Here is a 25,673-nt window from a genome sequence, read left to right as displayed (position 1 = left end):
GCAATCTTGCAACGACTTGCACATTATCCCACGCCTTATATACCAAGCCGGCTTCGGGCTTCCCCGGGGCGGGCTGTGTGCGATCCGCGGCGGGACCGCAAGCGATGGATGCGCATATGCGTTTTCTGTCACAGCTTTGGTGCCGAGGCTCGTGCGAATGCGCGCACCGTCTTCCAGACAGCCGGGCCGGTGCCGACTTTCCCAATAGGCGGATCTTCTCCGGTCGCAGCTTGCGGATGCGCCTCGCTGCGAACCTTCTCGACCGTGTGGAGCGCCTTTATTTTGCGTGGCTTACGCCTTGTCGGCGGAGGATCGGGAAAGTCGGTCCATGCTTCGTGGAAGGCCCGGGCTGCGGAACCGATGGCGCCCCGCCCTCGATGTCGAGGAGCGGGGCGCCGGGGTTTACGGACATCGCCCGCAAAAGGGGAAACCGGACGATGCCGCTGTTCCCGTGTTGCATATCGAATATCCTACCAACGGATTTTGCCTCGAGCGTGTTCCGCAGTTCGTCGCACAGGTGAAGCGGCGAGGCGCAGGGCGGGCCTTTTTCCATCTTATCCCGCCGAATCATTGCCGCTTGCCTTCGAATCCAAGCTCTGATTCACTATATGAGTCGTTCACGCGAAAAACCGGAGATCCACAACATGTCGTTGCTCGAAGCCCGCAAGACCTACAAGCCCTTCGAGTACCCCTGGGCCTACGATTTCTGGAAGCGGCAGCAGCAGGTGCACTGGCTGCCGGAAGAAGTGCCGCTGGGCGAGGACTGCCGCGACTGGGCGCAGAAGCTCACCGATCACGAGCGCAATCTGCTCACCCAGATCTTCCGCTTCTTCACTCAGGCCGATGTCGAGGTGCAGGATTGCTACCACGACAAATATGGCCGCGTGTTCAAGCCGACCGAGATCAAGATGATGCTGACCGCGTTCAGCAATATGGAGACGGTGCACATCGCCGCCTACAGCCATCTGCTCGACACGATCGGCATGCCCGAAAGCGAATATGGCATGTTCCTCGAATATGAGGAAATGAAGGACAAGCACGACTATTTGCAGGAATTCGGGGTCGACACGGACGAGGATATCGCCCGCACACTGGCCATGTTCGGCGGCTTCACCGAAGGTCTGCAACTGTTCGCCAGCTTCGCCATGCTGATGAATTTCCCGCGCTTCAACAAGATGAAGGGCATGGGCCAGATCGTTAGCTGGTCGGTCCGCGACGAAAGCCTGCATTGCGAAGGCATTACCCGCCTGTTCCATGAATTCGCTCGCGAGCGCGACTGCCTGACCAAGGCGGTCAAGGAAGACATCATGGATATGTGCCAGAAGACGGTGCGGCTGGAAGATGCCTTCATCGACCTCGCCTTCGAGGATGGCCCGGTGCCGGGCATGACCGCGAAGGAAATCAAGAAGTATATCCGCTACATCGCCGACTGGCGCCTCAGCCAGCTTGGCCTGCAGCCGATCTACATGGTCGACGACCACCCGCTGCCCTGGCTCGCCCCGCTGCTCAACGGCGTGGAGCACGCCAACTTCTTCGAAACCCGCGCGACCGAATATTCGAAGGGCGCGACCCGCGGCGATTGGAACACCGTCTGGTCGAGCTTCGACAAGCGCAACAAGGCCAAGGCCGCGAACGAGGAAGAAGCCGAGGATGACGGCCCGGGCCTGTTCGGCGAGGACGGCGAAGGAGCGCAGGCGGCGGAGTGATGGATTTACGCAGCCACCCCGTGCCATTCCCGGTGCCAAGCAAGGTATTTGGTATCGGGGCGCGAAGAATCATTAGCGGGAAAGCGCGCTTTTCGGTCGGGGTGGATTAATTTTTCAACGCTCGCCATGTCATTTATCTTGCGCGACAATAGGATATCGCCCTCGTCTGATAACGAAATCAGTCCTCGGTCAAACATCCAATGTACGGTGCCCGAAAGCGCAATTCCATTTGCGATGGTGTCCGGCCCGCCTTGCTCGACGCTCCAAATATGTGCTGCCTGAGCTTCCGCTCGCCCTCCCCCATTTATCAGTTTTATACCGGTCAATGCGCACGTGCACTCATATGCTGCAAGGACCCGCGCGCGAAATTGACGATTGCGAACCTTTCGTTCGGTTAGCAAGGTGGCGCGATCGACTGGCCCAATCCATTCCTCTTGTTTGTCCTGAAGCACCATGGAGGCTGTCGTGCCAAACTCGTCTTCGCGAAGTAGCAAATCGTCCTCGTCGATCATGCCAAATTCGACAATGCGGTTAAAATCTTCGAGTGAGATCGGGCGGATCGATTGCACTGCGCGTCCACCGTTGATCCGCCCGTCTTCGAGCAAAAGGCCCCTATCAACAGCTCTCCCAGCAACGTTGAATGGTACCCGGCGCCCAAATTCGAGATAGGTCATTGGTTCGATCAGCGCGAGGAACATGCTGTCATCGCTTGGATCACGCACTATCTGTTCTACACGCGCAACCGCAAAATAATCGGGTCCTCCCGCGCGCTTAGGACGCTGATAGATGATCCATTGGTCTATAGAACGTGAAGCGGCATTCAACAGGCGCCTTGGAAAGCGATAGAACCGTTCCGGCTGGTCGCCATACGGAGAGTGCTCGCCACTCAGAAACACGCAGCGTGACGGCGATATTTGGGGGAGTTCTACAGGTCCCGAAAGGAGCCGGTAGTCACCTCGTCCCTCAAAAGAAATTTGCCCGGCGTCTCGTAGTTGCTGCAATTCTCTACTCAAGGTCATCTCTGGCGTTGCACCGCGCGACCCAGTCTCTCGAACTATGCGGTCAAGTTCTTCATCAATGAGTTGCTGGCGAGTGAATTCTGCCTGTCCTCGACGGGCCACCAATCGCCTCACGGCAATCTCGACCACTTCGGACCAATTCCCTCCTGACATGGCTTCCTTTCTGAAGAATTCCTGTCACCATGCCTTCATGGCTGAGCATGTGAAAGATCAAGGTATAATAGTGATGTGCGCTCAATGTGGTTCGGAAAACGTTTCCCGGGATGCTTGGGGTGCTTGGGACGTTGGGGCACAAGCTTGGAAATTACGAGCCGTATTTGATTATGCGTACTGTCATGACTGTGATTCGAAAACGAACCTGGATGAAGCCAGTGTCATTTAGCACCGACGGATCATAGAAAGGACATTTTTAGAGCTGCTGCAGATTGGCCTAATAACCGACAGGTCAATACCACCTACCTTCCCCACCGCAAATTTGATCCAGCTCAATGATTGTTCGGCCGCCCCTGCTAGGGTTGTCGCCAACATTACGGAAAGGACCCGCATGTCGCAGCACACGCCCAATGAACTGACTCAAATCTTCGCCCGAGATCGCGAACTGATTACGCGGCTCAAGCAGGACGATGCGCATTACGCGCGGCTCGCCGACGAATATCACGAGGTGAACCGCGAAGTACACCGGATCGAGGCGGAGACCGAGGCGGCGAGCGACGAGCGCACCGAAGAGCTCAAGAGGAAGCGCCTTACCCTGCTCGACGAAATTACCGCCATCGTCGCCAAGGCGCGCGAGGCGGCCTGATCGCTTGCCGGAGGATAGCCGCTCTCGTGCGGGCCTCCCGGCATAGGTCTCACCACAGGAGAATTGCCATGAACAGCCGTCTTGCCGCCACAGCCCTGCCGCTGGCAGCCGCCTTCGCGCTTGCCGCCTGCGGCGCCGAGCCCGAGGAGACCGCTTACGAGGTCGACGCGACCGATGAAGGTGGCGGCGAACTGATCGTGACCCAGCCGGATCCCGATGCGGTGCCCGTCGACACGCCCGATACGCCGATGACCAATGTGCCCGAAGAGGGCGCGCCTGCGGATAACGGTCAGGCCGACACCGAGTAATCCGCGCAAGCGAAACGGGTGTGCCCGAACAGGCTCGCGGGGGTAAACGGCGGTTTCCTCCTGCGGTCGCCGCGAGGCATGATGGCGTTCGTGTGCCGTTCCGATTATCCCCCCCTCCTTGCGATGCGTCGCTAAGGGGGCGCGCGGCGGATACGGTCGTTTATCCAAGCCCGCGATCGGTGCGGCCCATATCTCGGGTATCGCCTGGGAAAAGGGGAGGTCCCGCGCCGGGGTTTTGCCGCCGTCACCAACCCCAGGCGGGTGGGGGCGGCTCCACCGGCGCGCTCGCGTCGAATTCCACGCGGAACAGCCTCGTCGGATCGTTGCGGCGGGTGAGTTGATAAGCGAAGGTGGCGTCCGGCATGCCTGCCGGGTCGACCTCGATGCGCCAGACATTGGTCAGCGAGGCATCGAGCCCCTCGCGTGAAAACAGCGCGATGCTTTCATCGTCGACAGGAAAGTCCTGGCCCCGCACGCCCCCTGACTCGGCGGAGGCTCCTCCATAGAAGGTCACGGCATCGGCTTCGCCATCGGCGTGGCGGTGATCGTGCTTCAACGTGAAGCGAGCATCCGCCCCCGCGCCCTGGCGAGTCACGATCCAGGTCCGGCTACGGTCCCAGACGGGCTCGTCCGCCGCGCCGAAGTGCATCGCGTGAAACGCAATCGCAATCCGCTCCTCGTCGCATTGCGCCCAATGCGCCACCAGCCGCCGCTGCGGGAAATTCGCATCGCGCGCATCGCTGCTTGCGAGGCGCCCGTCATAAGCCCGGCCGCAATGGCTCGACAGGGCCTGCCAGAAGGCCTCTTGCGGATGGGCCGCAATGTCCGTCCGCGGCTTGGATGTGTGGGCGCAGGCCGCAAGAGCCAGCGCCGAGGCCAGGGTGGGTAGAATGCGAGCGGAAACCATCCCCTATCCCTAACCCCTTGGCGCAAGATTGAAAGCCGGTTGCCCTGAAATGCATTTACTGTATTATAGCGGCAACACACAAAGGGATAGGGAATTTCCATGCTGCCCAGCCTCGTCGCCGCGCTGCTCCTCGCTCAAGCTCCCGCCGCCGCCGTACCCGCGCCGCAACCCATGCCGACCGGCGATGCACTGGAGAAACGGATCGTCGCCAATGACGCGCGGCTCTTCTGGGGGTTTTTCGAGGGCTGCGATCCCGATGCGGTTTCCGATCTGATCCATCCGGACTTTCGCATGCTGCACGATCTTGTCGGCATGCCGCTTTCGAGCGGGGCGCAGATGATCGAGCAATCCCGCAGGAATTGCGCCGATCGCGCCCCGGGCGGCAAGAACGAAGGGTATCGCAACCGCCGCCTGCCGGTGCCGGGATCGCGCCGCATCCAGAAGCTCGGCGATTGGGGGGTGCCGGAGGAAGGGCACCACACCTTCCACGAATGGCGCGCCTCGCACGAGGGCGGGCGGGGCGGCTGGGAGATGACCGGTGGCGGGCGCTACATCCATTCCTGGCAGTGGATGCCGGAAGAAGGCCGCTTCCGTCTGCTCGAAAGCCTCAGCATCGATCATGGTCCGGCCGTGCCCTACCCGCCGCAGACCGCTGCGCGTCCCTAGCCCGACCGATAGCCGGGCGCTGGCCCCTTATCCGCCTGCGGCAGGCAGGCATGGCGGAAACCTTTGCCTCGCGCGCATGGCGGCGCTAACTCGCCCGCCATGACCCAGAGACCCGACATCCACGCGAAGGCCGAAACCCTGATCGAGGCGCTGCCCTATTTCCAGCGCTATGCGGGCAGAAGCTTCGTCGTCAAATATGGCGGCAACGCCATGGGCGACGATCGCGCCGCGCGCGAATTCGCCGAGGATGTGGTGTTGCTGAAGGCGGTCGGCATCAATCCGGTCGTGGTACATGGGGGCGGCCCGCAGATCGGGGCAATGCTCGAAAAGCTCGGCGTCGAGACCCAATTCATCGACGGTCTTCGAGTGACCGACAAACAGACTGCCGAAATCGCCGAGATGGTCCTCTCCGGCGCGATCAACAAGGCAATCGTCGGCTCGATCGCGCATGCGGGTGGCAAGGCGATCGGCATTTCGGGCAAGGATGGCGGACTGGTCACGGCGACCAAGCTGCAGCGCACGCAGAAGGACCCGGGCAGCAATATCGAAAAAGCGCTCGATCTCGGCTTCGTCGGCGAGCCATCGAAGGTCGATACCACGATCATCGAAACCGTGACCGGGGCGGGGATGATCCCGGTGGTCGCGCCGATCGGCGTGGGCGAGGACGGCCACACTTACAACATCAATGCCGACACCATGGCCGGGGCACTGGCCGCGGCGCTGGGCGCTGCCAGACTACTCTTGCTGACCGACGTATCGGGCGTGCTCGACAAGCAGGGCAATCTCCTCACCGACCTGACCCCCGCCGACATCCGGCGCTTGCGCGCGGACGGGACGATTTCGGGCGGGATGATCCCCAAGCTGGAAACCTGCGTGCAGGCCGTGGAATCGGGCTGCGAGGCGGCGGTCGTGCTCGATGGGCGCGTGGCGCACGCCATGCTGCTCGAATTCTTCACCGCGCGCGGTGCCGGTACGCTGGTCGCAAAGGGTCGGTAACCGGCCCGACAGGGGTGGCGCGGCCCGTGTCGCTCTTGTAGGACGCGTATGACGGCCAAACCCAAGGGAACGCTCGACGAAATGCAGGCGCTCAGTACCATTTACCAGATCATCGCCATGCTCACCAACGTGCTGGTGATGCTGATTATCATTCAGTTCATCATCGGGCTGCTGTTTGCCTTCAACGTGGTGAATTCGCGCAACGAGTTCCTGGGCGCCTTCTACATGTCGATCAACCGCCTGCTCGAACCGGTGCTTGGCCCGATCCGGCGGGTGATGCCCAATACCGGTTCGATCGACTTTTCGCCTCTGGTGCTGATCATCCTGCTCAACATCATCCTCATCGTTCTCGGCAATGTGATCTACGGCTGATGACGGCGCAGGTAATCGACGGGAAGGCATTCGCCGCCAAGCTGCGCGAACGCGTGGGCGAATTCGCCGCGACATTCGCCGAAAAGGCGGGGCGCAAGGCCGGGCTTGCCGTGGTGCTGGTGGGCGAAGACCCTGCCAGCCAGGTCTATGTGCGCAGCAAGGGCAAGGCGACCGTGGCTGCGGGTATGGAAAGCTTCGAATACCGTCTTCCCGCCGACACGCCGCAGGACGAACTCGTCGCGCTGGTGCGCAAGCTCAATGCCGATCGCGCTGTCGATGGCATCCTGGTCCAGTTGCCGCTACCCGGACATCTCGACGAGAAGGCGGTGATCGCCGAGATCGATCCGGACAAGGATGTCGACGGCATAACGCCGGCCAATGCCGGACGGCTCGTGCTGGGAATGGATGCTCTGGTTTCCTGTACGCCGCTCGGCTGCACGATGATTCTCAAGGACATGCTCGGCGATCTCAGCGGTCTCGACGCGGTCGTGGTCGGGCGTTCGATCCTGTTCGGAAAGCCGATGGCGCAGTTGCTGCTGGCCGAGAATTGCACCGTGACGATGGCGCATAGCCGCACGCGCGATCTGCCCGATGTGCTGCGCCGCGCGGACATCGTCGTCGCGGCGGTCGGCGTGCCGCTTCTCATCAAGGGCGACTGGCTCAAGCCCGGAGCGATCGTGCTCGATGGCGGGATCAATCGCCTCGCCCCCGAACCGGGCGAGGAGAAGGGAAGGATCGTCGGCGATGTCGCCTATGACGAGGCACTCGGCCACGTCCGTGCGATCACGCCCGTTCCGGGCGGTGTCGGTGCGACGACCATTGCCGTGCTGCTACGCAATGCGATCGTCGCCGCCTATCGCAACGAAGGGCTCGAGCTAGCGGAAGGCGCGCTGTGAGATTCGCGGTCGCATTGCTCGCGCTGGCCGTCGCGGCCTGCGCGGCGGGACCAAGCGCGCGCGATCGCTATGCGCGTGTTCTCACCCCCACCGCCAGTCCGTCGCGCGTTGTCGCCACCGAACTCGCCTTCGCGCGGTTGGCGCAGGAAGACGGGCAGTGGACCGCCTTTCGCGAATATGCCGCCGCAGGGTCCGTCATGTTCGTGCCCGAGCCCGTCGACGCCCGTGACTGGCTGAAAAATCGCGCAAACCCGGCGCAGGCGGTGGCATGGCAGCCGCACCATGTCTGGTCGAGCTGCGATGGTACGCTGGCGGTCACACGCGGGGCGTGGCAGCGGGCCGATGGTTCGGTGGGCTATTTCACCACTGTCTGGCAGCGCCAGCGCGATGGCGAATATCGCTGGATCCTCGACCAGGGCGATGTGCTCGAAAGCCCGCTCGAGGAACCGGAATTCGTGCGCACCGATGTCGCCGATTGCCCGCAGCGCGATGTCGCCGCCGAATTGCGCGCCCAGGCCGAACGATCGCGCCCCGCCGCGGGCGGCACGTATTTCGATCAGGTCAGTGGCGATAGCAGCCTGTTCCTGACGTTCGTCGTTTCACCCGATCTGTCCCGTCACTGGAAGCTGATGCTCAACCGGGACGGCAAAATGATCGATGCGATGTCGGGCAGCGTCGCTGCTCCGGGGGGCGAGTGACATGACCGCGCTCTTTTTCTCGGCCTTCATCACACTGTTCGTGGTGATCGATCCGCCGGGCTGCGCCCCGATCTATGCCGGGCTGACCAAGGGAGCGACCTCGGCGCAGCGCCGCAACATGGCAATCCGGGCGAGCGGTATAGCGTTGGTCATTCTGCTGGTATTTGCGCTGTTCGGCGAGGACTTGCTCGGGGCGCTGCATATCGAGCTCGACAGCTTCCGCATCGCGGGCGGCCTGATGTTGTTCTGGATCGCCTTCGAAATGGTTTTCGAGAAGCGTACCCAGCGCCGCGAGGAACGCGCCGAAAAGGTCGCGGCCACGCCCGAGGTGGAAGATGTGTCGGTCTTCCCCATGGCCATCCCGATGCTTGCCGGCCCCGGCGCCATTGCGGCCATCATGCTGCTGATGAACGAGGCACAGGGTCTGGATCAGACCCTTGTCGTGCTGGGCGCCTTGGTGGCCGTGCTTGTCATCACGATGCTCGCCCTGATGGCGGCAGGCCCGATCATGCGCCTGTTCGGCGACAAGGTGGAGGCGGCGATAACCCGTGTTCTCGGCGTGCTTCTGGCCGCCCTGGCCGCACAATATGTCATCGATGGTCTGCGCAACAGTTTCAGCATCTGAGGCTGCGGCATCCGTGGGCGTTCGGGGGGCGTTCACCAGACCGCTATACGTTTCCAGGATGCGTATGGCCCTGCTCTGCTGCGTCTCGGCTCTCATGGGTCTGGGCAACCCGGCTTTCGCGCAACCGTTGCCGCAATACACGATCCCCGAACTGGCGGCGGCGATTGGCGAAGGGCAACTCGGCCGGATCGCCGTTCTGGCCGCAGAACAGCGGGGCGAGCGTGTTTATCTGGAACGCTTCGATGGCGAGACGGCCGACAGTCCTGTCGATATCCGGTCCGCCGGCAAATCCATCACCGCGCTGGCGGTGGGTGCGGCCATTGCCGACGGCGCGCTTGCGGACACGAACGTCCCGGTGTGGTCTTATCTCGGTTCCCCGCGCGGAGAACCGTGGGATTCCATCACCGTCGGCGATCTGCTGGGCATGTCCTCCGCTATCGATTGCAATGATTGGGAACGCAATTCGCCGGGGCAGGAAGAACGGATGTACCGCAAACGCGAATGGCACGAATTCGCCCTGGCTCTTCCTGCCCGCGAATATGTCCGGGACGGGCGTGGCGAAGGGCCTTTTTCCTACTGTACCGCAGGGGTCTTTCTTTTGGGCCAAGTGGTGGAGAAGGCGACCGGCGAGCGCTTCGACGCCTATGTGCAGCGCCGGCTATTCGATCCGCTGGGTATCGACGGGGTCGTCTGGCGGCGCTCGCGCAGCGGCGAGATCCAGTCGGGTGGGCAATTGGCGATCGATGCGAAGGCGCTGCTGAAAATCGGCCGCATGGTACTCGACGGCGGGCGCTGGCAAGGCGAGGAAATCCTGCCCGAAAGCTGGATCGAGAGCATGCTTGTCCCGCGCCACAGGCTGGGCGAGCATGTGTATTACGGCAACCTCTGGTGGGCCGTGCCGATCCGGTCGCCGCGCGGATATGAAAGCGCCTGGATGATGAAGGGCAATGGCGGGAACATCGTCGCCCTGGTCCCGGCCTATGATGCCGTGCTCGTGGTTCAGGCGCGAAACTACAACCATAAGGATGCCGATCGCCACGCCTTCACCGCTCTTGCGGCCATGCTGACGAACCTCGACGAGCCCGCGCCTATTGCAGAGTGACGATTTCGTCCCCGTCGTCACGCAGGGCGAAGAACTGCATGAGCTGGATCATCAACTCGCATCGCTCGCGCAAATTGCTCGCTTCGAGGAGCGCCTGCTTCGAAGCTGCATCGAAGGGCGCTATCTGCGAAACGCCGTTGATAAGCGTTTCGTCATCGAGCCGCGAGACCGAATCCCAGTCGACCGAATAGCCTTGCATATCGGCAAAGCGCCGCGCCTCGAATTCGAAACCCGCGCGTTCGACGCTCGACAGCGTTTGTCCTTCGCGATCCTCGATCAGTTCCGCCTCGACCTGTCGGAAGGTCGTGGTGACATCGAGTTCGCGCAGCACACGGAAACGGGCTTCGCCGTTCAGGACGATATTGTACCGCCCATCTTCCAGCGCCTCGACATCGCCGATCCGCCCCAGGCAGCCCATTGCGTAGAGCGGGGCACGGTCCTTCGAGGTCTGCGGCTGGATAATCCCGATCAGCCGGTCTTTCGCCAGCGCGCTGCCGACCAGGTCGCGATAGCGCGGCTCGAAAATGTGCAACGGCAGTTGCAGGCCAGGAAACAGGATTGCGCCGGGCAGAGGGAAGATGGGGATCCGGGTACTCAAGACGCTCCCTAACCGAACAGGATTTTGGACAAGCGCCGCCGGGTGGCGACCACCCACGGATCTTCGAGCCCGACCGCGCCGAAGATATCGATCAGGCGGGTGCGTGCGGCGCCCTCGTTCCACTCGCGGTCTTTCTCGACCAGGGCGAGAAGCTCGTCGGCGGCGGCATCGCGATCGCCGGCGGCGAAGGCGGCCTCCCCATAATCGTAGCGAGCCTGAAGGTTCTCCGGGTCGGCCTCGGCCTTTTCGCGCAGGGCCGCGAGTTCGCCGTCATCCACCTTGTTGCCGGCCAGTTCCAGCGCATTGCGTGCCTGGTCTAGCTGTGGATCGTCCGCGACAGAAGGAATGCCTTCCGCCGCCGCGAGCGCCGATTTCGCCTCGTCGATCCGCTCTGCCTGGACGAGTGCCCGAACCAGACCGGCATGGGCCGCGGCGTTGTCGGGCGCCATCTGAACGACCTGCATGAACACACCCGCTGCGCGTTCGGCATCGCCATCGGCCAGAACCTTTTCGGCCATATCGACGAACTGGCCGACATCCTGCTGCCCCTGAGCGTTTTCCGCGGACTGATCGGCGCCGGGTTTGATCGGCAATTGCCCGAGAATTTGATCGAGCGTCTGCTTCATCTGGGATTCGCTGCGCGCATTGGTCAGATCGGCAACCGGCTGCCCCTGGAAAAGCGCGTAAATGGTCGGGATCGATTGAACCTGAAACTGCGCCGCGATGAACTTTTCCTCGTCGACATCGATCTTCTTCAGCACCACACCCTTATCGGCATATTCGGCAGCGACCTTCTCCAGCATCGGCGCGATGGCTTTGCACGGCCCGCACCAGTCGGCGTAGAAATCGAGGATGACGAGCTTCGTCATCGACGGCTCGACGACGTCGGTCTTGAAGCGCTCGACCGCTTTCTGTTCATCCATGCTCAGGCCCATGCTCGCCACGTAAATCCACCTTTCGTCCGAAAAATCGTGCCCGCATCATGTGGGCATTGTCGCGCGAATGTGAAGGAGGGCGGGCGCCGCTGCAAGGGCATCGAAAAATCTGCAATTTTCGACTTGCGAGACTCGAGAGCCGCTGCTAGTTGGCCGCCTCCCCACCGGGGCCAAGCGGTTTCGGTAGCGCCAGTGAGCGGGCGTAGCTCAGGGGTAGAGCACAACCTTGCCAAGGTTGGGGTCGGGCGTTCGAATCGCCTCGCCCGCTCCAGTTTTTCAAAGAAAAACAATCTATTGCACGAGTTCTAAGCCGGAACTCACTTGCGTTTTTGATGCGGGTGACCACCGGGTGACCACCGATTTGCGATCTCAGGAGGGGAAGGCCTTCCCCTGAGCCGGAGCCGCTTTGCTGTCTCCGGCTACCCCTTCTGCGGGGACATCCCCGCAACGCCCCGTGATTCGGAGCGGGGCTGATGACGCGCTCTGTCCCGCAGGCTGGGTAGCCTGCTCCTGAGGGCGCGGCGATTCTGTTTCGGGCCCCGCGCGCACTCTGATTGCGGCTTGCAAGGTCAAGAGGATCGATCCGCCGCCGGAGGTGCGCACCTATTTCGCCGAGCGCGGCTATCTTCCCTCGGGGGTGCCGTTGCTCAAGGAAGTCGCTGCCCTGCGCGGTGACACCGTTTGTCGCAACGGTCTGGTCGTTACGATCAATGGTGAACCCGCCGGATTGGCGCGCGCATTCGACAGCCGGGCACGTCCGCTGCCCGACTGGCAAGGCTGCCATACTATCGGTGCGGAACATATCTTCGTGATGAACCGACGCGCGCCGGACAGCTTCGATGGCCGGTATTTCGGACCCGTTTCCCGCAGCCATGTGATCGGGCGTGCAAGTCCGGTCTGGACCGATGAAGCGGGCGACGGCGTGCATGTCTGGTTCGCCCGCCCGCACATGAATCCCATCCCCGCCAACAATCAGGAGTCCATACCATGACCTGCATCGGTACATTCACCGCCACGCCCGGTGGCTATGAAGGGCGTTTGCAAACCCTGACCATCGACAGGGAACTGACCATCATCCCTGTCGAGCCCGGCGAAGTAGAGAACGCACCCGACTTTCGGATACTGGCAGGTGATGGCGATACCGCCTTCGAAGTCGGTGCAGGCTGGAAACGCGTCGGCGACAAGGCCGGCGCCTATGTCGCCGTGCTGATCGACGACCCTGCGCTGGTGCAGCCGTTGCGCGCCAACCTCTTCCAGTCTGACCCGCGCACACATGTTCTGATGTGGTCACGGCCTTCGCGCCGCCACGCGAAGGACTGAGCCGTGCTGGTCCAAAGACTGCTTCTGACAGGTCTCGTTTCGCTGGCTCTCTCGTCTCCAACGCTCGTTCATGCACAGGCCAGTGCGCCAGTTCGCCAGACTTCGCGCATCGATATTGCCGCGCATGTCCGCGAAGCATCGCTACGCTTCGGCCTGCCCGAACTCTGGATCTATGCGGTGATCCGCGTCGAAAGCGCGGGCCAGACCCGCGCGGTGTCATCGGCGGGAGCCATGGGGCTGATGCAGCTCATGCCCGGAACCTGGGCGCGCCAGCGCGCCCGGTTCTCTCTAGGAACCGATCCTTTCGACCCGCGCGATAACATCATGGCGGGCACGTCCTACCTGCGCGAGATGTGTGATCGTTACGGCGCGCAAGGTTTCCTTGCCGCCTACAATGCTGGTCCCCGTCGCTATGAAGATTGGCTTGCCGGGCGTCGCTCGCTCCCGCTCGAAACCCGTCGCTACGTCGCCAAAATTGCACCGCTCTTGCAGCGCGAACGCATCTTCGTCGCAGCGGCGGTGCGACCGTCGAACACCCTGCAACCAACTCGTCGACAGAAGCCCGGACCTGCGGCTCGGACGACTGAACGCGTGGAGGATGACCCTCCTGCCAACCCATTTGCACGTCCCGAGCAGCCGGGACACGATCTCTTCGCGCCCGTTTCCACAGGCGATCAACCATGAGGCCTGCGATCCTGCTCTCGCGCCCTGCTTCGTCTGTTGTCGAAGCGGGGCGAAGGATTGGCGGAATGGTCAGAGAGGGGAAGGAGGGATGGCGAGATAAAAGCAGCGCCGTCGGCCTTGCTGCAGGTGGTTGGTTTTGCTCAGAAAAATGCGCCGTCTTGCCACATACCCTGCCGTCGCTTCATCTGAATTGGCGAGTGTTTTCAACGGCAAATGCGCCGTCGCGCGGTGCCAACTCCCATGGCTGAGGATGATTTCGACGTCAGGCCGGGCCGCTCGCGTGACAGCGGCGCACACTCCTATCGCAAGGCAAACACGCTGGTCGGCAGAGTGCTCCAGGTCTCGCGACGGGCAGGATACACGCCGCTTGGTCGCCGCACATTCGGGCGCGGCACCGGTCATCTCGGACGCGGCAAGCGAGCTGCGCTTCAGCAGCGTCGAAGCCCATTCCAGCGGCGCGTCATCATCAAGGCGCGCGTCGTTCGCCATAGAGGCGCGCGGTTCCAATCGGCCCCTCTGGCCCGCCACATCTCCTATCTCGAACGCGACGGTGTCACCCGTGATGGATCGGACGGACAAATGTTCGATGCAGGTTCCGACCAGGCCGATGGCGAAGCCTTCGCCGGACGGTGCGAGGACGACCGGCACCATTTCCGTTTCATTGTCTCACCCGAAGATGCGAATGAGATGGCGGACCTGCGCGCCTTTACCCGCGAGATGATGGAGGACATGGCGAGCGACCTCGACACAAGGCTCGATTGGGTCGCGGTCGATCACTGGAACACCGACAATCCGCATATCCATGTGCTGGTCCGAGGCGTGGCCAGCGATGGCAAGGACCTCGTTATCGACCGGTCCTATATCAGCGAAGGCCTGCGTGCCCGTGCCGAGCGGCGCGTGACGGTCGAACTGGGTCCGCGTAGCGAGCGCGACATCCAGAATGCCTTGCGCCGCGAGGTAGATGCCGAACGCTGGACCTCGCTTGACCGCCGACTGCAGCGCCAGCACCAAGATTTCGGTGTTGTTGATTTGCGGCCAGAGGCATCTGGGCAGCGTAGGGATCGCTGCCTCCTGATCGGCCGGGCACAAGTCCTCGAACGCATGGGGCTGGCAGAGCGCGTCGGGTCTGCGAATTGGACGCTTACGTCCGACCTTGAACCTACGCTTCGCGCTCTGGGTGATCGCGGTGACATCATCAAGACTATGCACCGGGCAATGACCGGACATGGCAAGACTATCGATCCTGAACGCTTTGCCTTGCATGGCCGCGCCGGTGATGAACGGGTCATTGGCAGGCTGGTCGAACGCGGGTTGCACGATGAACTGACCGGTGAGGCCTACGCAATCATCGATGGCACGGATGGCCGCACGCATCATTTGCGATTTCCCGATATCGAGCGGACCGGCGACGCCGCATCGGGCGCGATCATTGAGACTGGCAGTTGGATCGATCGCGGCGGACGTCACCAGGTGAGCCTGCTGGTTCGATCCGATCTTTCCATCGAAGCCCAGATTCATGCGCGGGGCGCAACCTGGCTTGATCGCCAACTGGTGTCGCCGCGACCAGAGGTTTTATCTGGGAGGTTCGGTTCAGAAGTTGCAGATGCGCTGGAGCGGCGCACGGAGGTTCTGATCGAAGAGGGCCTCGCCAGGCGGCAGGGTCTACGCATCGTGTTCGCCCGCAACTTGCTCGACGCATTGCGGGACCGCGAACTGGCCGACGCCGGCGAGGCTCTGGCATCGCGTTATGGCGGTGTGGTGCAGCCAGCAAGTCCAGGTGATCACGTTGCCGGTGTCTATCGCGAGCGGGTTACGCTCACCTCGGGCCGGTTCACCATGATCGACAATGGCATGGGGTTCCAGCTCGTGCCCTGGCGACAGGACCTTGAGCGTCATCTGGGACAGGCTGTCACCGGCAGGATCAACCAGCGCGGAGGCGTAGACTGGAGTTTTGCCCGGCCGCGCGGTCCAGCAATATGAGGAGAGAGGTCAATGACTCACATCTTGACAAAAGCACCACATGATGCTTATAAACGCATCAGGAGATGCGATATGGCAAGTGCAGCTTTCGAGCATGTTGAAGCCCCGCGGGGACTGCAGACCTTTGCAGGTGATGATGATCGCCGCCGCCTGACGGGCGCGGCGGTGAAAGCCGTATTGCGACTCGTCGATGCCTGGGGTGGCAGCAATGCCGAAGGCGCTGCGCTGCTCGGCGTCTCGGAAAGCACCTGGGACCGGATGAAGGCCGGGACGTGGGAAGGTACGCTCAGCCAGGACCAGCTGACCCGCGCTTCGGCGCTCATTGGCCTGTTCAAGGGACTGCACCTGCTGTTTGCCGACGACATGGCTGATCGCTGGCCAAAGCTTGCGAACAGGGCCCCCGTCTTTGACCGGCTGTCTCCGGTGCAGGCCATGATTGCTGGCGGCATTCCGCGCATGCTCGAAACCCGGCAATATATCGACGCGCTTCGTGGCGGGCTCTGACGCTCAGCCAGACCGGCCGCTGGTTCGTGAAGCGTTTGACCGGACCATCAGGCTCGTCTCAAGCGCGCGCCTGCGTGACGCCGTGATGACGCCGCTCGCAGACGATGAAGACGAACTGGCTCTCCTTGCCGAAATCGAAGGAGCCACCAGCGGTCGGCTGATCGCGGAAGAGCGAGGGCTTGGCGGGCTGACAGCCGACGAATTGGTACACGGTGTTCCGCATGCGCACTTCATCAACGCCAGCTTCGCCTATGCCAAGCCGCATGAGCCCAACCGCTTCAACCCGGCGAACCGCGGTGCCTGGTATGCAGCGCTGGCTGTCGAAACCTGTATCGCAGAGGTGGGCCATCACCTGACCAAGGCGCTGGCCGATGCGGGCGATTTCAACGCCGTCGTCGAATATGGCGAGATGATCGCCAGCATGTCGGGTGTCTTCATCGATCTGCGCGACCGACCCGATCATCCCAGCCTCAATCCTGACACCGACAAGGGTTATCCGGCAGGCAACGCTCTGGCGGCCCAGGCACGAGGCGTAGGACATAACGGGATCATCTATCCTTCGGTTCGTCATCCTGGTGGAACTTGCATTGCTGCGCTCTGGCCCAATGTCGTGCAGTCGGTTGTGCAGGGCGCGATGTATCGGTTGACCTGGTCGGGCGAGCCCGAGTTTTCCTGGGAAGCGATCTAACCGCACCTTTCTTTGGCTACGCCAGAATGCGCTGGCCGCCCGCAAAGCTTGATATGGCGCTTCAAGCCAGTCCTGCTGCCTCCCGGAAGGAGGCACTATGTCGGCAACCAAAATCCTGTGGGGCCAGATCCTTGCAGTCTTCGCTCTGACGCTGGCAGGTATCTGGGCTGGAACCCAATGGACCGCGGCAGCTCTGGGCTTCCAACCTCGATTGGGCACGGCGTGGTTCACTGCCTTCGACCATCCCGTCTATCCACCCTACGCCATCTTCTGGTGGTGGTTCAGCTACGAAGCCTATGCCCCGCGCATCTTCGAGATCGGAGGGATAATTGCAGCCTCAGGCGGCCTTGCCTCGGTCGTGGTGGCGATAGCCATGTCTGTCTGGCGGGCGCGGGAAATTCAGAACAGCGCGACCTATGGGTCGGCGCGCTGGGCTACCCGGTCTGAAATTGCGAAAGCGGGATTGCTTGCAGGCAAAGGCGTGTTGATCGGCCAACACGCCAATGTCTATCTGCGTCATGATGGTCCAGAACATGTGCTATGCTTCGCACCGACCCGTAGCGGGAAGGGTGTGGGCCTGGTCATCCCGACCCTGCTGACTTGGCCACATTCGGCGATCGTGCATGACATCAAGGGTGAGAACTGGGATCTGACCGCTGGCTTCCGCTCGACCTTTAGCCGCGTCCTGCTGTTCGATCCGACCAACGAAGCATCGGCAGCATACAACCCACTCATGGAAGTAAGACGCGGCATCAATGAGGTCCGGGACGTCCAAAACATCGCCGACGTGCTGGTCGATCCCGAGGGCTCGCTTGAGCGGCGCAACCACTGGGAGAAGACCAGCCACGCGCTGCTGGTCGGTGCGATCCTGCATGTCCTCTATGCAGAACAGGACAAGACGTTGGCCGGGGTGGCTGCATTCCTGTCCGACCCCAGGCGCTCGATCGAAGCGACGTTTGCAGCCATGATGATGACACCGCATCTAGACGACGACGGAGTTCATCCGGTCGTCGCCAGCGCAGCTCGCGAACTACTCAATAAATCTGAGAATGAACGGTCAGGCGTGCTGTCGACGGCGATGTCGTTTCTTGGGCTTTATCGCGATCCGGTAATCGCGAAGGTGACAAGGCAATGCGACTGGCGGATCGCCGATCTGGTCGATCCAGCTCGCCCGGTCACGCTCTACCTTGTCGTACCGCCATCCGACATCAGCCGGACCAAGCCGCTCATTCGCCTGATCCTTAACCAGCTGGGGCGGCGCCTGACCGAGGATCTTGCTGAAGGTGCCGAGCGGCAGCGCCTGCTCCTTATGCTCGACGAATTTCCCGCGCTCGGCCGCCTCGACTTCTTCGAAAGCGCGCTCGCCTTCATGGCCGGTTACGGGATTAAGTCTTTTCTGATCGCGCAATCGCTCAACCAGATCGAGAAGGCCTACGGCCAGAACAACGCGATCCTCGACAACTGCCATGTGCGCGTTTGCTTTGCGACCAATGACGAGCGGACCGCCAAACGCGTTTCGGAATCGCTAGGTACCGCCACCGAGATGCGAGCGATGAAGAACTATGCCGGACATCGACTGTCGCCCTGGCTTGGACACCTGATGGTCTCGCGCTCCGAAACCGCCCGGGCCTTGCTGACACAGGGCGAGATCATGCAATTGCCCGATACCGATGAAATCGTGATGCTCGCCGGTGCCCACCCGATCCGGGCAAAGAAGGCTCGCTACTACACTGATCCACGGCTGCAGAAGAGGATCGCAGCGCCTCCGGTTCCGCTGACATCAGGAGAAAAGGCTGGTGCTGACGACTGGGATGGCAGGATTGCTAAGCCGCCTCCGCGCGGTGGAGAATCCGCAGCCGGGTCCGATTGCCAGAGTGCCGACACTGAAGCCGAAGGTGGTATTCGGCGTGAGCCAGAATTGCCTGAGCACGAGGATATTGCGGTGGCACCTGCGCCTGCACGCAACGAGTTTGAGTTCGATGATCGGCCAGATGACAGCCTAGCCGGCAACAATCAGCGATTGGCTGATCGGATGCGTGCCAATGCCCGGCGCGCCTCTCTCGATCCGAATGATGGGATCGAGCTGTGAGTAAAGCCAATCGGGTCAGACACACCTTCCGGTTGCAGCCTGACCTTTCACGACAGCTTGCTGACTATGCGAAGAGAACCTGTTTCTGCTCACGAAGCCAGTCGGCGAAGCCTTGCGCCCCGCGTTCGGCGAGCACTTGCCGCGTGCCAGCGGGTGCCTCGCCCGCCAGTCTTGGGGGGACAGGTTCAAGCGCGGTTGCCGGTGGCTTGGGGCGCCCCTCGACATCCGGATGTCCATTCACGGTGACATCGGCAATGTAGGTCAACAGCCGCGTGGCGCGGTCGCGCCGCTTCTTGGCTGACAGCAACTCGGGATGACTGTCGATAAAGCGGGTGTTGTAATCCGCTTCGCCAAAGGCTGCATGGCTCAAGAGGTTTTCAAGGAAGGGCAGATTGGTGGCAACGCCGCGAATGCGATATTCGCGCAGCGCACGCAGCATCCGTGCCTGCGCTTCGTTTGGCGACGGAGCCCACGCGATAATCTTTTCCAGCAGCGGGTCATAAAAGCGTGTGACGACCGCGCCCGAATAGGCGGTGCCGCCGTCGATCCGGATGCCGTTACCGAAGGCCCCGCGATAGGCAGTGATCCGGCCATAGTCCGGGATGAAACTGTTCTGGGGATCTTCGCTGGTAACTCGGCACTGGATAGCATGTCCCGACAGGGTGATGTTCGCCTGTTCGGGAATGCCGGTCTCGTGGAGGGATCCGATCCGTCCTCCCTCCGCGATGCGGATTTGTGCCTTGACGATATCAAGACCGGTCACCTCCTCGGTGATGGTGTGTTCCACCTGGATGCGCGGATTGACCTCAATGAAATAGTACTCACCGCTTTGCCGGTCGAGCAGGAACTCGACCGTGCCTGCATTGCGGTAGCTCGTGTGCCGCCCGATCTTGAGCGCCCCTTCGCAGATTGCGGCGCGCTGCCTGTCACCGAGATAGGGCGCCGGGGCGCGCTCGATGACCTTCTGGTTGCGGCGCTGGATGGTGCAATCGCGCTCGAATAGATGCACCAGATTGCCATCGGCATCGCCGAGGATCTGAACCTCGACATGGCGCGCATCGCCAATCAGCTTTTCCAAGTAGACTTCGTCGCGTCCAAACGCGGACTTCGCCTCTCGTCGCCCTTCTTCGATCGCTGCGCGCAATTGCTCGGGCTCATGGATTGGGCGCATCCCGCGTCCGCCGCCGCCCCAACTGGCCTTGAGCATCAGCGGATAACCGATCTCCCTGGCGATCTCTTCACACTCAGTAAGGTCACGAGGCAAAGACTCGCTCGCGGGAATAACCGGCACGCCTGCGGCAATTGCGATCTGGCGGGCCGATACCTTGTCGCCCAGAGCGCGCATGGTTTCAGGCCCGGGGCCGATGAAGGTGATGCCGTTTTGGGCGCAGGCCTCGGCAAATTCGGGGTTTTCGGACAGTAGGCCATAGCCGGGATGGACGGCATCGACGCCCGCATCCCGAGCAGTACGAACGATATCCTCGATAGCCAAATAGGCTTCAATCGGGCCCTTGTCTGGATCGAGCCGATAGGCCTCATCCGCCTTAAAACGATGCAGCGACAGCTTGTCCTGCTCTGCATAGATCGCCACCGTCCGGATTCCCAATTCGGTGGCAGCTCGAAAGACTCGGATTGCAATCTCCGAACGATTGGCGACAAGGATTTTCTGAAATGATCTCAAAGAAATAATCCGTTCAAAGCACTCGACCGATTAGCACGAGTCAAGTCGCCCAAGGCCCCGTAATTGCAACAGTTCGCGTGGGTGCATAGGCGTTGACGAAAAGCCATTTTCCATCAGGAGAGAAGCACGCACCGGCGAGTTCGGTTTGCATGGTGAGCCGTGCAAAGTCATAGGGCTGGCCTGTAGGCGTGATCCCGCGCAGGTGATTGTCGACCACCTCGGTGTATTGGTCTTCGCAGACGATCAGGTGCCCGTTGGGTGCAACGCAAAGATTGTCGCCAAAGTTAAACTGTTCCGCACTTTCGCTTTCGAAGAACAACTCAACGCGGTCCGGCCGCTTGCCGCGGCCCGGAACTAGGCGGAATATCTGACCCAGTTTCTTCGCGCCGCCGCTGGTCGAGCAGACAAATAGATCGTCCGCGCCCATATGGATTCCCTCGCCCCGCGCGACCAGCGCCGCACCTCTTGCGACGGCGCGGAAACGCAAATCATCTTCGGGCGCTTCGACATCATCCAGATCGATCCAGCTTACCGGATACGACTGACGGAGAGACATTGCCGCACCATCCCAATTCCGCGTATCGGTCAGCCCCTCGATTATCATCGCTTGCAGCCGGCCACCCTCCGACAGCTTGGCTGGGACGTTGGGAATGAAGCGATAGAGCACGCTGTCGTCGCGATCTTCGGTTTGATAGACATACCCGGTCACGGGATCGACGCAGGCCGCCTCGTGATTGAAGCGACCCATCGCCCGCAACGGCACAGCATCGACAAGGCGGGCCGCATTTCCGGGCACTTCAAATGTCCAACCATGGTTGACCGCTAACCCCTCTCCATATTGGGTTTGTTTGGGGCCAACAGGCGCTTCTTCGCAGGTCAACCAACTGCCCCATGGGGTCACCCCGCCGGCACAATTGCGAATTGTCCCGCCAAGCGAACGGAACTGGCGTCTCAATTCCAGTGTCTTCGCATCCAGCACGATATTGGTCGTTCCGCCCGGAACGATCTCGCCGTTGCGGGTGCCGAACCCATGCGCGATCGGACCGCCGGCATCATCTGTGGGAACGAGTTCATGATTGCGGATCAGCACGATCTCGCCATTGCCCAGATCAATGCAGCCCATTCCGTCAGCTTTGTTGGGGACCATACCGCCATCGCTCATCGGATCGCCAAGGCTTGAAAGCAGTCGATATGAAAAGCCTTGGGGCAGGTCGAGCATACCGGAAGGGTCCGGAACCAGCGGACCGTAACCGAAGGGAGATGTCTCGACGACCACACCGCCTCCCCCACGCGCAACACAACCGCTCGCAACAAGCGCAGCAAAGGCGGCACCGGTAGAGGAAAGGAATTGGCGGCGGTCGGTGGTGGAGTTCAACATGATAATGATCCCTACTCAAAACCTTTTGTCTGCAGATCGATGATGTGATGTTCGGAAATGTCTGTTATCGACGCACATCCCAGCAAGGTCATGGTGCGACTGACCTCGGTTTTCAGAAGGTCGAGCGCGCGTTCCACGCCCTGCTGTCCACCCGACGCAAGCCCGTAGAGATAGGCTTTGCCGAATGAACATGCGTCGGCGCCGAGCGCGAGCGCCTTCACCACATCCTTGCCGCGCCGGATCCCCCCATCGACGACGAGTTGAACGCTATCTCCGACGGCATTGCGGAAAGGACGCACCATGTCGACCGGTGCAGGGCAACCGTCGAGTTGTCGGCCACCGTGATTGGAGATCATCAGCGCATCGGCCCCAATGCTGGCAGCCTTCTGTGCATCGCCGGGCGACATGACGCCCTTGATAACCAATGGCCCGTCCCACTGGGCGCGCAGCCATTCGACATCTTTCCAGGTTACTGTCCGGTCGAACTGGCTGTTGACGTAGTCGATAAGGCCCATCGCGCCGCCACCCAGCGCATCCACACGGTGCACCACGTTGGCGAGCTTGAAATCGGGATGCAGCGCCATGTTCATGGCCCAATAGGGATGGGTGGCGAAGCTCCACAGGCTCTTGAGGCCGAACTTGGGCGGCATCACCATGCCGGTGCGCAGGTCGCGTTCGCGATTGCCGGCCATCGCCATGTCGACCGTGAGGCACAGGGCTTCATATCCCGCCGCCTTGCAGCGTTCGACGAATTCAAGTGTCAGGCCACGATCCTTGAGAATGTAGACTTGGAACATTTTTGGCGTCGAGATGGTCTGCGCGATCTCTTCGAGCGATGTGGTGCCGAGCGTAGAGAGCGAATAGAAGGTGCCAAACCTCTCTGCGGCCCGCGCCACGGCCAGTTCCTTGCCGTGATGGAACAGGCGCGACATGCCGGTGGGCGCGAGAAAGAACGGCAAATCGCATCGCTGCCCGAAAATGTCGGTCGACAGATCGATCGTGCTGACATCGCGCAGCACTTCGGGCAGCAGCTGGTAATCGTCGAAGGCGCTGGTGTTGCGCGCAATCGTCCACTCATCGTCCGACCCGCCATCGATATAATGGAACATCGGCGCAGGCAGGCGGCGCTGCGCCGCCCGCCTCAGATCGGCGATATTGTGGCAATGCTTCGGGCCCATTGTCTCAGTCCGCAGCCACCACGACCTGGCTTTGCGTGCCAAGGCCCTGGATGCCCAGTTCCACACGGTCGCCGACGTCGAGATAGACTTCGGGGCGTTGCCCCATGCCGACGCCCGGTGGCGTGCCGGTCGAGATCACGTCGCCCGGTTGCAGGCTCATGAATTGCGAAAGATAGCTGACGATGAAGGCGGGTTTGTACACCATCGTCCTGGTATTGCCGTCCTGATAGCGCTTGCCATTCACCTCCAGCCACATGGCAAGATCGTTCGGGCGGGCGACCTCGTCCGCTGTCACCAGCCATGGACCGATCGGCCCGAAGCTGTCGCAGCCCTTGCCCTTGGTCCATTGTCCGTGGCGTTCTATCTGGAAAGCGCGCTCGGATACGTCGTTGCACACGCAATATCCGGCAATGGCGCTGGCCGCTTCGGCCTCGTCGGCATAGGCGACATGGCTGCCGATCACCACGGCCAGTTCGACTTCCCAGTCGAGCTTCGTGCTGCCACGCGGTTTGATGATCGCGTCGTTCGGGCCGCTGATCGCGCTGGTCGCTTTCATGAAGACGACCGGTTCGGGCGGAACGGTGGTACCCGTTTCCGCAGCGTGATCGCTGTAGTTGAGGCCGATGCAGACGAATTTGCCGACCTGGCCGACACAGGCCCCGTATCGCTGTTCGCCTTCCACCAGCGGCAGGCTTGCGGTGTCGATCGCGGCGAGGGCGGCGAGCGATTCCGGCGACAGAGCCGCCCCGTCGATATCCGCGACATGCGCAGACAGATCGCGTAGATTGCCATCGGCGTCGATCAGCGCGGGCCGTTCGCTGCCATGGGTTCCATATCGTACAAGTTTCATGGGATCCTATCCTGAGGTTCGATGATCTTGGAGGTCGAAGATTTTCGCGGCTTCGGCCCACTTTTCGCCACCGGTCGCCAGCGGCAGAGGCTTCTGGAAGCGGTCCATCCGTGCCTCCCAGTCGCGTGACGCTTGCGATCCGATGCGGTTGGAGGCGGTGCGGTCGTCACATGTTTCGCTGACCATGACGAGGCGTTCGCCGCAGCGAAAAATCTGCATGGCCTCAATGCCCGCGTCGCGGATGTCGTCCAGCACGCCGTCCGGCACCCGGCCGGGACGGTGCCAGTCCTCATATTCCGCAGCCATGTCCTTATCGCGGAGGTCAAGCAGATAGACCTGCCTCATCCGCGTGCCACCCCGTCGGCCCGTCGGCGTCCCATCGCCATTCCGAAAGCCACAATGATGAGGAAGCTTACCAGTGTGACAGCCATGCCCGTATGGATGCTTCCCGCCTGATCGGCGGTCCATCCGATGAGCGGCGGAAACAGCGCGCCGCCGATGATCGCCATGATGATGAGAGAGGAGCCAAGCTTGGTCTTATCGCCCAGATCCTCGATCCCCAGCGCAAAGATGGTGGGGAACATGATCGACATGAAGAAGCTGGTCAGCCCCAGAGCGATGACCGAGGTCCATCCGGTGGTCGCTATGGCCACGGCGCATAGCGCGGCTGCAATCAACCCATAGATCACTAGCAGCCGCTCCGGCGACACGAAACGCATCAGAGCCGTGCCGGCGAAGCGTCCGATCATGAAGCCCATCAGGCTGAAACCGAGATAGTTGGCCGCCGTCTTTTCGCCGACGCCGACGGCATCCTGCGCGAAGTTGATGAAGTAGCTCCAGATGCCCACCTGTGCGCCGACGTAGAAGAACTGGGCCACGACGGCCCAGCGCAGGTGGCGGAAGGACCAGATCGAACGGTCGGGGCCATCGGTTTGCTGTGCTGCCTGGCCGTCTTCGGGAATAGTGGGAAAACGCGCAAAGAAGATCAGCGCTGCCAGAGCGAGAACGACTGCCGCCAGCCCAAGATACGGCAATTGCACGGCCTGCGCTTCGCTGGCGAGATAGGCATCGAGCGCCGCCGGGCTCATCGCCGTGAGTTCCTGCTGGCTGTGTTCGACGCCCGAAAAGATCAGCGCTCCCCCCAGGAACGGAGCGACGAAACCGCCGAGGCCATTGAAGCTCTGCGCGAGGTTGAGGCGTTGCGCCGCAGTCTCCTTCGGCCCCATCGCAGTGATGAACGGGTTGGCTGCGGTTTCGAGAAATGCGAGGCCCGCCGCGATGACATAGAGCGCCAGCAGGAAGAAGCCGAACTGGCGCACTTCCGCCGCCGGATAGAACAGCGCGGCGCCTGTAGCATAGAGCGCCAGGCCGATGAGGATGCCGTTCTTGTACCCCACTTTGGTCATCACCCAGCCCGCGGGCAGGGCGATCGTGAAATAGCCGAAATAGAATGCCGTCTGGACCAACCCCGATTGCATGCGGGTAAGGTCCAGCGCCTTTTGAAACTGCTTGATGAGGATGTCGTTGAAATTGTTGGCGATGGCCCACATGAAAAACAGGCTGGTGACTAATGCGAAGGCCAGCAGATAGGGCCGGGCGACCAGCCCTGCCTCGCCCGCCTTGCTCGTGGTATGACCGACATTCTGCGGTGCCAGTGCCATATATAATCCCTCCCTTATTGTTCGCCGATCCGT

27 protein-coding genes and 1 tRNA gene are annotated in these 25,673 nt (G+C 61.7%); 18 read left to right on the top strand and 10 right to left on the bottom strand.

Annotated features, from left to right (window positions below):
* Positions 1–644: 644 nt before the first annotated feature.
* On the top strand, positions 645–1,706 hold the full coding sequence (locus DVR09_RS01265) for a ribonucleotide-diphosphate reductase subunit beta (RefSeq protein WP_115415325.1): 1,062 nt from the start codon (positions 645–647) through the stop codon (positions 1,704–1,706).
* A gap of 5 nt (positions 1,707–1,711) precedes the next feature.
* Here DVR09_RS01265 and DVR09_RS01260 read toward each other — a convergent pair whose 3' ends face one another.
* Positions 1,712–2,878, bottom strand: coding sequence for an HNH endonuclease (locus DVR09_RS01260; RefSeq protein WP_234041502.1), 1,167 nt, complete (start codon positions 2,876–2,878; stop codon positions 1,712–1,714).
* A 391-nt stretch (positions 2,879–3,269) separates the two neighbouring features.
* Here DVR09_RS01260 and DVR09_RS01255 point away from each other — a divergent pair, with 391 nt between their 5' ends.
* The gene (locus DVR09_RS01255) at positions 3,270–3,524 is read left to right on the top strand and encodes an HP1242/YdcH family protein (RefSeq protein ID WP_115415324.1); all 255 of its coding nucleotides are present in this window, start codon (positions 3,270–3,272) and stop codon (positions 3,522–3,524) included.
* A 68-nt stretch (positions 3,525–3,592) separates the two neighbouring features.
* Positions 3,593–3,832, top strand: a complete 240-nt coding sequence (locus DVR09_RS01250; protein WP_115415323.1) for a hypothetical protein — start codon at positions 3,593–3,595, stop codon at positions 3,830–3,832.
* A gap of 244 nt (positions 3,833–4,076) precedes the next feature.
* Here the strand turns inward: DVR09_RS01250 and DVR09_RS01245 are convergent, their stop codons facing one another.
* Positions 4,077–4,739: a hypothetical protein gene (locus DVR09_RS01245; RefSeq protein ID WP_115415322.1), complete on the bottom strand. Its 663-nt coding sequence runs from the start codon at positions 4,737–4,739 to the stop codon at positions 4,077–4,079.
* Positions 4,740–4,838: 99 nt separating this feature from the next.
* Here DVR09_RS01245 and DVR09_RS01240 point away from each other — a divergent pair, with 99 nt between their 5' ends.
* The 7 genes from DVR09_RS01240 to DVR09_RS01210 all read left to right on the top strand — a co-directional run bounded on the left by DVR09_RS01240 (position 4,839) and on the right by DVR09_RS01210 (position 10,094).
* Positions 4,839–5,405, top strand: a complete 567-nt coding sequence (locus DVR09_RS01240; protein ID WP_115415321.1) for a DUF4440 domain-containing protein — start codon at positions 4,839–4,841, stop codon at positions 5,403–5,405.
* A 99-nt stretch (positions 5,406–5,504) separates the two neighbouring features.
* Positions 5,505–6,401, top strand: a complete 897-nt coding sequence (gene argB / locus DVR09_RS01235; RefSeq protein WP_115415320.1) for an acetylglutamate kinase — start codon at positions 5,505–5,507, stop codon at positions 6,399–6,401.
* 48 nt (positions 6,402–6,449) lie between these two features.
* Positions 6,450–6,773, top strand: a complete 324-nt coding sequence (locus tag DVR09_RS01230) for a YggT family protein (RefSeq protein ID WP_234041501.1) — start codon at positions 6,450–6,452, stop codon at positions 6,771–6,773.
* On the top strand, positions 6,773–7,669 hold the full coding sequence (gene folD, locus DVR09_RS01225) for a bifunctional methylenetetrahydrofolate dehydrogenase/methenyltetrahydrofolate cyclohydrolase FolD (protein ID WP_115415319.1): 897 nt from the start codon (positions 6,773–6,775) through the stop codon (positions 7,667–7,669). Before DVR09_RS01230 ends, folD begins: the two co-directional genes overlap by 1 nt.
* Positions 7,666–8,367, top strand: coding sequence for a hypothetical protein (locus tag DVR09_RS01220; protein ID WP_115415318.1), 702 nt, complete (start codon positions 7,666–7,668; stop codon positions 8,365–8,367). Before folD ends, DVR09_RS01220 begins: the two co-directional genes overlap by 4 nt.
* 1 nt (position 8,368) lies before the next feature.
* Positions 8,369–8,992, top strand: a complete 624-nt coding sequence (locus tag DVR09_RS01215) for a MarC family protein (protein ID WP_115415317.1) — start codon at positions 8,369–8,371, stop codon at positions 8,990–8,992.
* 64 nt (positions 8,993–9,056) lie between these two features.
* Positions 9,057–10,094 carry a serine hydrolase domain-containing protein gene (locus DVR09_RS01210; protein WP_234041500.1) on the top strand — a complete coding sequence of 346 codons (1,038 nt, stop codon included), beginning with the start codon at positions 9,057–9,059 and terminating at the stop codon, positions 10,092–10,094.
* Here DVR09_RS01210 and DVR09_RS01205 read toward each other — a convergent pair.
* Both DVR09_RS01205 and DVR09_RS01200 read right to left on the bottom strand, forming a co-directional pair.
* Positions 10,081–10,692 (bottom strand): LON peptidase substrate-binding domain-containing protein, encoded by a 612-nt coding sequence (locus DVR09_RS01205; protein ID WP_115415315.1) that lies wholly within the window; start codon positions 10,690–10,692, stop codon positions 10,081–10,083. The genes DVR09_RS01210 and DVR09_RS01205 overlap by 14 nt on opposite strands.
* 8 nt (positions 10,693–10,700) lie before the next feature.
* On the bottom strand, positions 10,701–11,627 hold the full coding sequence (locus tag DVR09_RS01200; protein ID WP_115415314.1) for a tetratricopeptide repeat protein: 927 nt from the start codon (positions 11,625–11,627) through the stop codon (positions 10,701–10,703).
* Between the two features lie 196 nt (positions 11,628–11,823).
* On the opposite strand from DVR09_RS01200, the gene DVR09_RS01195 reads away from it, so the two are divergent.
* From DVR09_RS01195 to DVR09_RS01160, 8 genes are all read left to right on the top strand, one after another.
* A tRNA-Gly gene (locus DVR09_RS01195) sits at positions 11,824–11,898 on the top strand.
* A 324-nt stretch (positions 11,899–12,222) separates the two neighbouring features.
* Positions 12,223–12,618, top strand: a complete 396-nt coding sequence (locus tag DVR09_RS01190) for a S26 family signal peptidase (RefSeq protein WP_234041499.1) — start codon at positions 12,223–12,225, stop codon at positions 12,616–12,618.
* Positions 12,615–12,947 carry a DUF736 domain-containing protein gene (locus DVR09_RS01185; protein WP_115415312.1) on the top strand — a complete coding sequence of 111 codons (333 nt, stop codon included), beginning with the start codon at positions 12,615–12,617 and terminating at the stop codon, positions 12,945–12,947. The genes DVR09_RS01190 and DVR09_RS01185 overlap by 4 nt, the downstream gene beginning before the upstream one ends.
* Before the next feature lie 3 nt (positions 12,948–12,950).
* Complete coding sequence (locus DVR09_RS01180; protein WP_115415311.1) at positions 12,951–13,631, top strand: lytic transglycosylase domain-containing protein; 681 nt, start codon at positions 12,951–12,953, stop codon at positions 13,629–13,631.
* Between the two features lie 240 nt (positions 13,632–13,871).
* Positions 13,872–15,611 (top strand): relaxase/mobilization nuclease domain-containing protein, encoded by a 1,740-nt coding sequence (locus tag DVR09_RS01175; RefSeq protein ID WP_115415310.1) that lies wholly within the window; start codon positions 13,872–13,874, stop codon positions 15,609–15,611.
* Between the two features lie 72 nt (positions 15,612–15,683).
* Positions 15,684–16,115, top strand: a complete 432-nt coding sequence (locus tag DVR09_RS01170; protein WP_115415309.1) for an antitoxin Xre-like helix-turn-helix domain-containing protein — start codon at positions 15,684–15,686, stop codon at positions 16,113–16,115.
* Between the two features lie 85 nt (positions 16,116–16,200).
* Positions 16,201–16,803: an RES family NAD+ phosphorylase gene (locus DVR09_RS01165; protein ID WP_115417711.1), complete on the top strand. Its 603-nt coding sequence runs from the start codon at positions 16,201–16,203 to the stop codon at positions 16,801–16,803.
* 97 nt (positions 16,804–16,900) lie between these two features.
* Entirely contained in the window at positions 16,901–18,892 is a 1,992-nt protein-coding gene (locus tag DVR09_RS01160) for a conjugal transfer protein TraG (RefSeq protein WP_115415308.1), read from the top strand.
* A 64-nt stretch (positions 18,893–18,956) separates the two neighbouring features.
* On the opposite strand, the gene DVR09_RS01150 is transcribed toward DVR09_RS01160, so the two are convergent.
* Genes DVR09_RS01150 through fucP form a run of 6 tightly spaced genes read right to left on the bottom strand, consistent with a single transcriptional unit; the run spans position 18,957 to position 25,640 of the window.
* Positions 18,957–20,573 carry an ATP-binding protein gene (locus DVR09_RS01150; RefSeq protein ID WP_115415307.1) on the bottom strand — a complete coding sequence of 539 codons (1,617 nt, stop codon included), beginning with the start codon at positions 20,571–20,573 and terminating at the stop codon, positions 18,957–18,959.
* Between the two features lie 40 nt (positions 20,574–20,613).
* A complete protein-coding gene (locus DVR09_RS01145; protein ID WP_115415306.1) occupies positions 20,614–21,951 on the bottom strand; it encodes an alkaline phosphatase PhoX in 1,338 nt (445 codons plus the stop codon).
* A gap of 11 nt (positions 21,952–21,962) precedes the next feature.
* Complete coding sequence (locus tag DVR09_RS01140; protein WP_115415305.1) at positions 21,963–23,129, bottom strand: alpha-hydroxy acid oxidase; 1,167 nt, start codon at positions 23,127–23,129, stop codon at positions 21,963–21,965.
* Positions 23,130–23,133: 4 nt separating this feature from the next.
* Positions 23,134–23,979 carry a fumarylacetoacetate hydrolase family protein gene (locus DVR09_RS01135; RefSeq protein WP_115415304.1) on the bottom strand — a complete coding sequence of 282 codons (846 nt, stop codon included), beginning with the start codon at positions 23,977–23,979 and terminating at the stop codon, positions 23,134–23,136.
* Positions 23,980–23,985: 6 nt separating this feature from the next.
* Positions 23,986–24,285 (bottom strand): L-rhamnose mutarotase, encoded by a 300-nt coding sequence (locus tag DVR09_RS01130; protein ID WP_234041498.1) that lies wholly within the window; start codon positions 24,283–24,285, stop codon positions 23,986–23,988.
* Between the two features lie 35 nt (positions 24,286–24,320).
* Positions 24,321–25,640, bottom strand: a complete 1,320-nt coding sequence (fucP, locus tag DVR09_RS01125) for an L-fucose:H+ symporter permease (RefSeq protein ID WP_115415303.1) — start codon at positions 25,638–25,640, stop codon at positions 24,321–24,323.
* Between the last annotated feature and the right edge of the window lie 33 nt (positions 25,641–25,673).

Origin of the sequence: Erythrobacter aureus, assembly GCF_003355455.1 — a bacterium.
GTDB classification, from domain to species: domain Bacteria; phylum Pseudomonadota; class Alphaproteobacteria; order Sphingomonadales; family Sphingomonadaceae; genus Qipengyuania; species Qipengyuania aurea.
This window is presented reverse-complemented; position numbering and strand designations above follow the sequence as displayed.

Excerpts from the sequence above, each read along its gene's own strand:
- DVR09_RS01265 (WP_115415325.1), top strand. The coding sequence starts at position 645 with ATGTCGTTGCTCGAAGCCCGCAAGACCTACAAGCCCTTCGAGTACCCC.
- DVR09_RS01260 (WP_234041502.1), bottom strand. The coding sequence starts at position 2,878 with ATGTCAGGAGGGAATTGGTCCGAAGTGGTCGAGATTGCCGTGAGGCGA.
- DVR09_RS01255 (WP_115415324.1), top strand. The coding sequence starts at position 3,270 with ATGTCGCAGCACACGCCCAATGAACTGACTCAAATCTTCGCCCGAGAT.
- DVR09_RS01250 (WP_115415323.1), top strand. The coding sequence starts at position 3,593 with ATGAACAGCCGTCTTGCCGCCACAGCCCTGCCGCTGGCAGCCGCCTTC.
- DVR09_RS01245 (WP_115415322.1), bottom strand. The coding sequence starts at position 4,739 with ATGGTTTCCGCTCGCATTCTACCCACCCTGGCCTCGGCGCTGGCTCTT.
- DVR09_RS01240 (WP_115415321.1), top strand. The coding sequence starts at position 4,839 with ATGCTGCCCAGCCTCGTCGCCGCGCTGCTCCTCGCTCAAGCTCCCGCC.
- argB (WP_115415320.1), top strand. The coding sequence starts at position 5,505 with ATGACCCAGAGACCCGACATCCACGCGAAGGCCGAAACCCTGATCGAG.
- DVR09_RS01230 (WP_234041501.1), top strand. The coding sequence starts at position 6,450 with ATGACGGCCAAACCCAAGGGAACGCTCGACGAAATGCAGGCGCTCAGT.
- folD (WP_115415319.1), top strand. The coding sequence starts at position 6,773 with ATGACGGCGCAGGTAATCGACGGGAAGGCATTCGCCGCCAAGCTGCGC.
- DVR09_RS01215 (WP_115415317.1), top strand. The coding sequence starts at position 8,369 with ATGACCGCGCTCTTTTTCTCGGCCTTCATCACACTGTTCGTGGTGATC.
- DVR09_RS01210 (WP_234041500.1), top strand. The coding sequence starts at position 9,057 with ATGGCCCTGCTCTGCTGCGTCTCGGCTCTCATGGGTCTGGGCAACCCG.
- DVR09_RS01200 (WP_115415314.1), bottom strand. The coding sequence starts at position 11,627 with ATGGGCCTGAGCATGGATGAACAGAAAGCGGTCGAGCGCTTCAAGACC.
- DVR09_RS01185 (WP_115415312.1), top strand. The coding sequence starts at position 12,615 with ATGACCTGCATCGGTACATTCACCGCCACGCCCGGTGGCTATGAAGGG.
- DVR09_RS01175 (WP_115415310.1), top strand. The coding sequence starts at position 13,872 with ATGGCTGAGGATGATTTCGACGTCAGGCCGGGCCGCTCGCGTGACAGC.
- DVR09_RS01170 (WP_115415309.1), top strand. The coding sequence starts at position 15,684 with ATGGCAAGTGCAGCTTTCGAGCATGTTGAAGCCCCGCGGGGACTGCAG.
- DVR09_RS01165 (WP_115417711.1), top strand. The coding sequence starts at position 16,201 with ATGACGCCGCTCGCAGACGATGAAGACGAACTGGCTCTCCTTGCCGAA.
- DVR09_RS01160 (WP_115415308.1), top strand. The coding sequence starts at position 16,901 with ATGTCGGCAACCAAAATCCTGTGGGGCCAGATCCTTGCAGTCTTCGCT.
- DVR09_RS01145 (WP_115415306.1), bottom strand. The coding sequence starts at position 21,951 with ATGTTGAACTCCACCACCGACCGCCGCCAATTCCTTTCCTCTACCGGT.
- DVR09_RS01140 (WP_115415305.1), bottom strand. The coding sequence starts at position 23,129 with ATGGGCCCGAAGCATTGCCACAATATCGCCGATCTGAGGCGGGCGGCG.
- DVR09_RS01135 (WP_115415304.1), bottom strand. The coding sequence starts at position 23,979 with ATGAAACTTGTACGATATGGAACCCATGGCAGCGAACGGCCCGCGCTG.
- DVR09_RS01130 (WP_234041498.1), bottom strand. The coding sequence starts at position 24,285 with ATGGCTGCGGAATATGAGGACTGGCACCGTCCCGGCCGGGTGCCGGAC.
- fucP (WP_115415303.1), bottom strand. The coding sequence starts at position 25,640 with ATGGCACTGGCACCGCAGAATGTCGGTCATACCACGAGCAAGGCGGGC.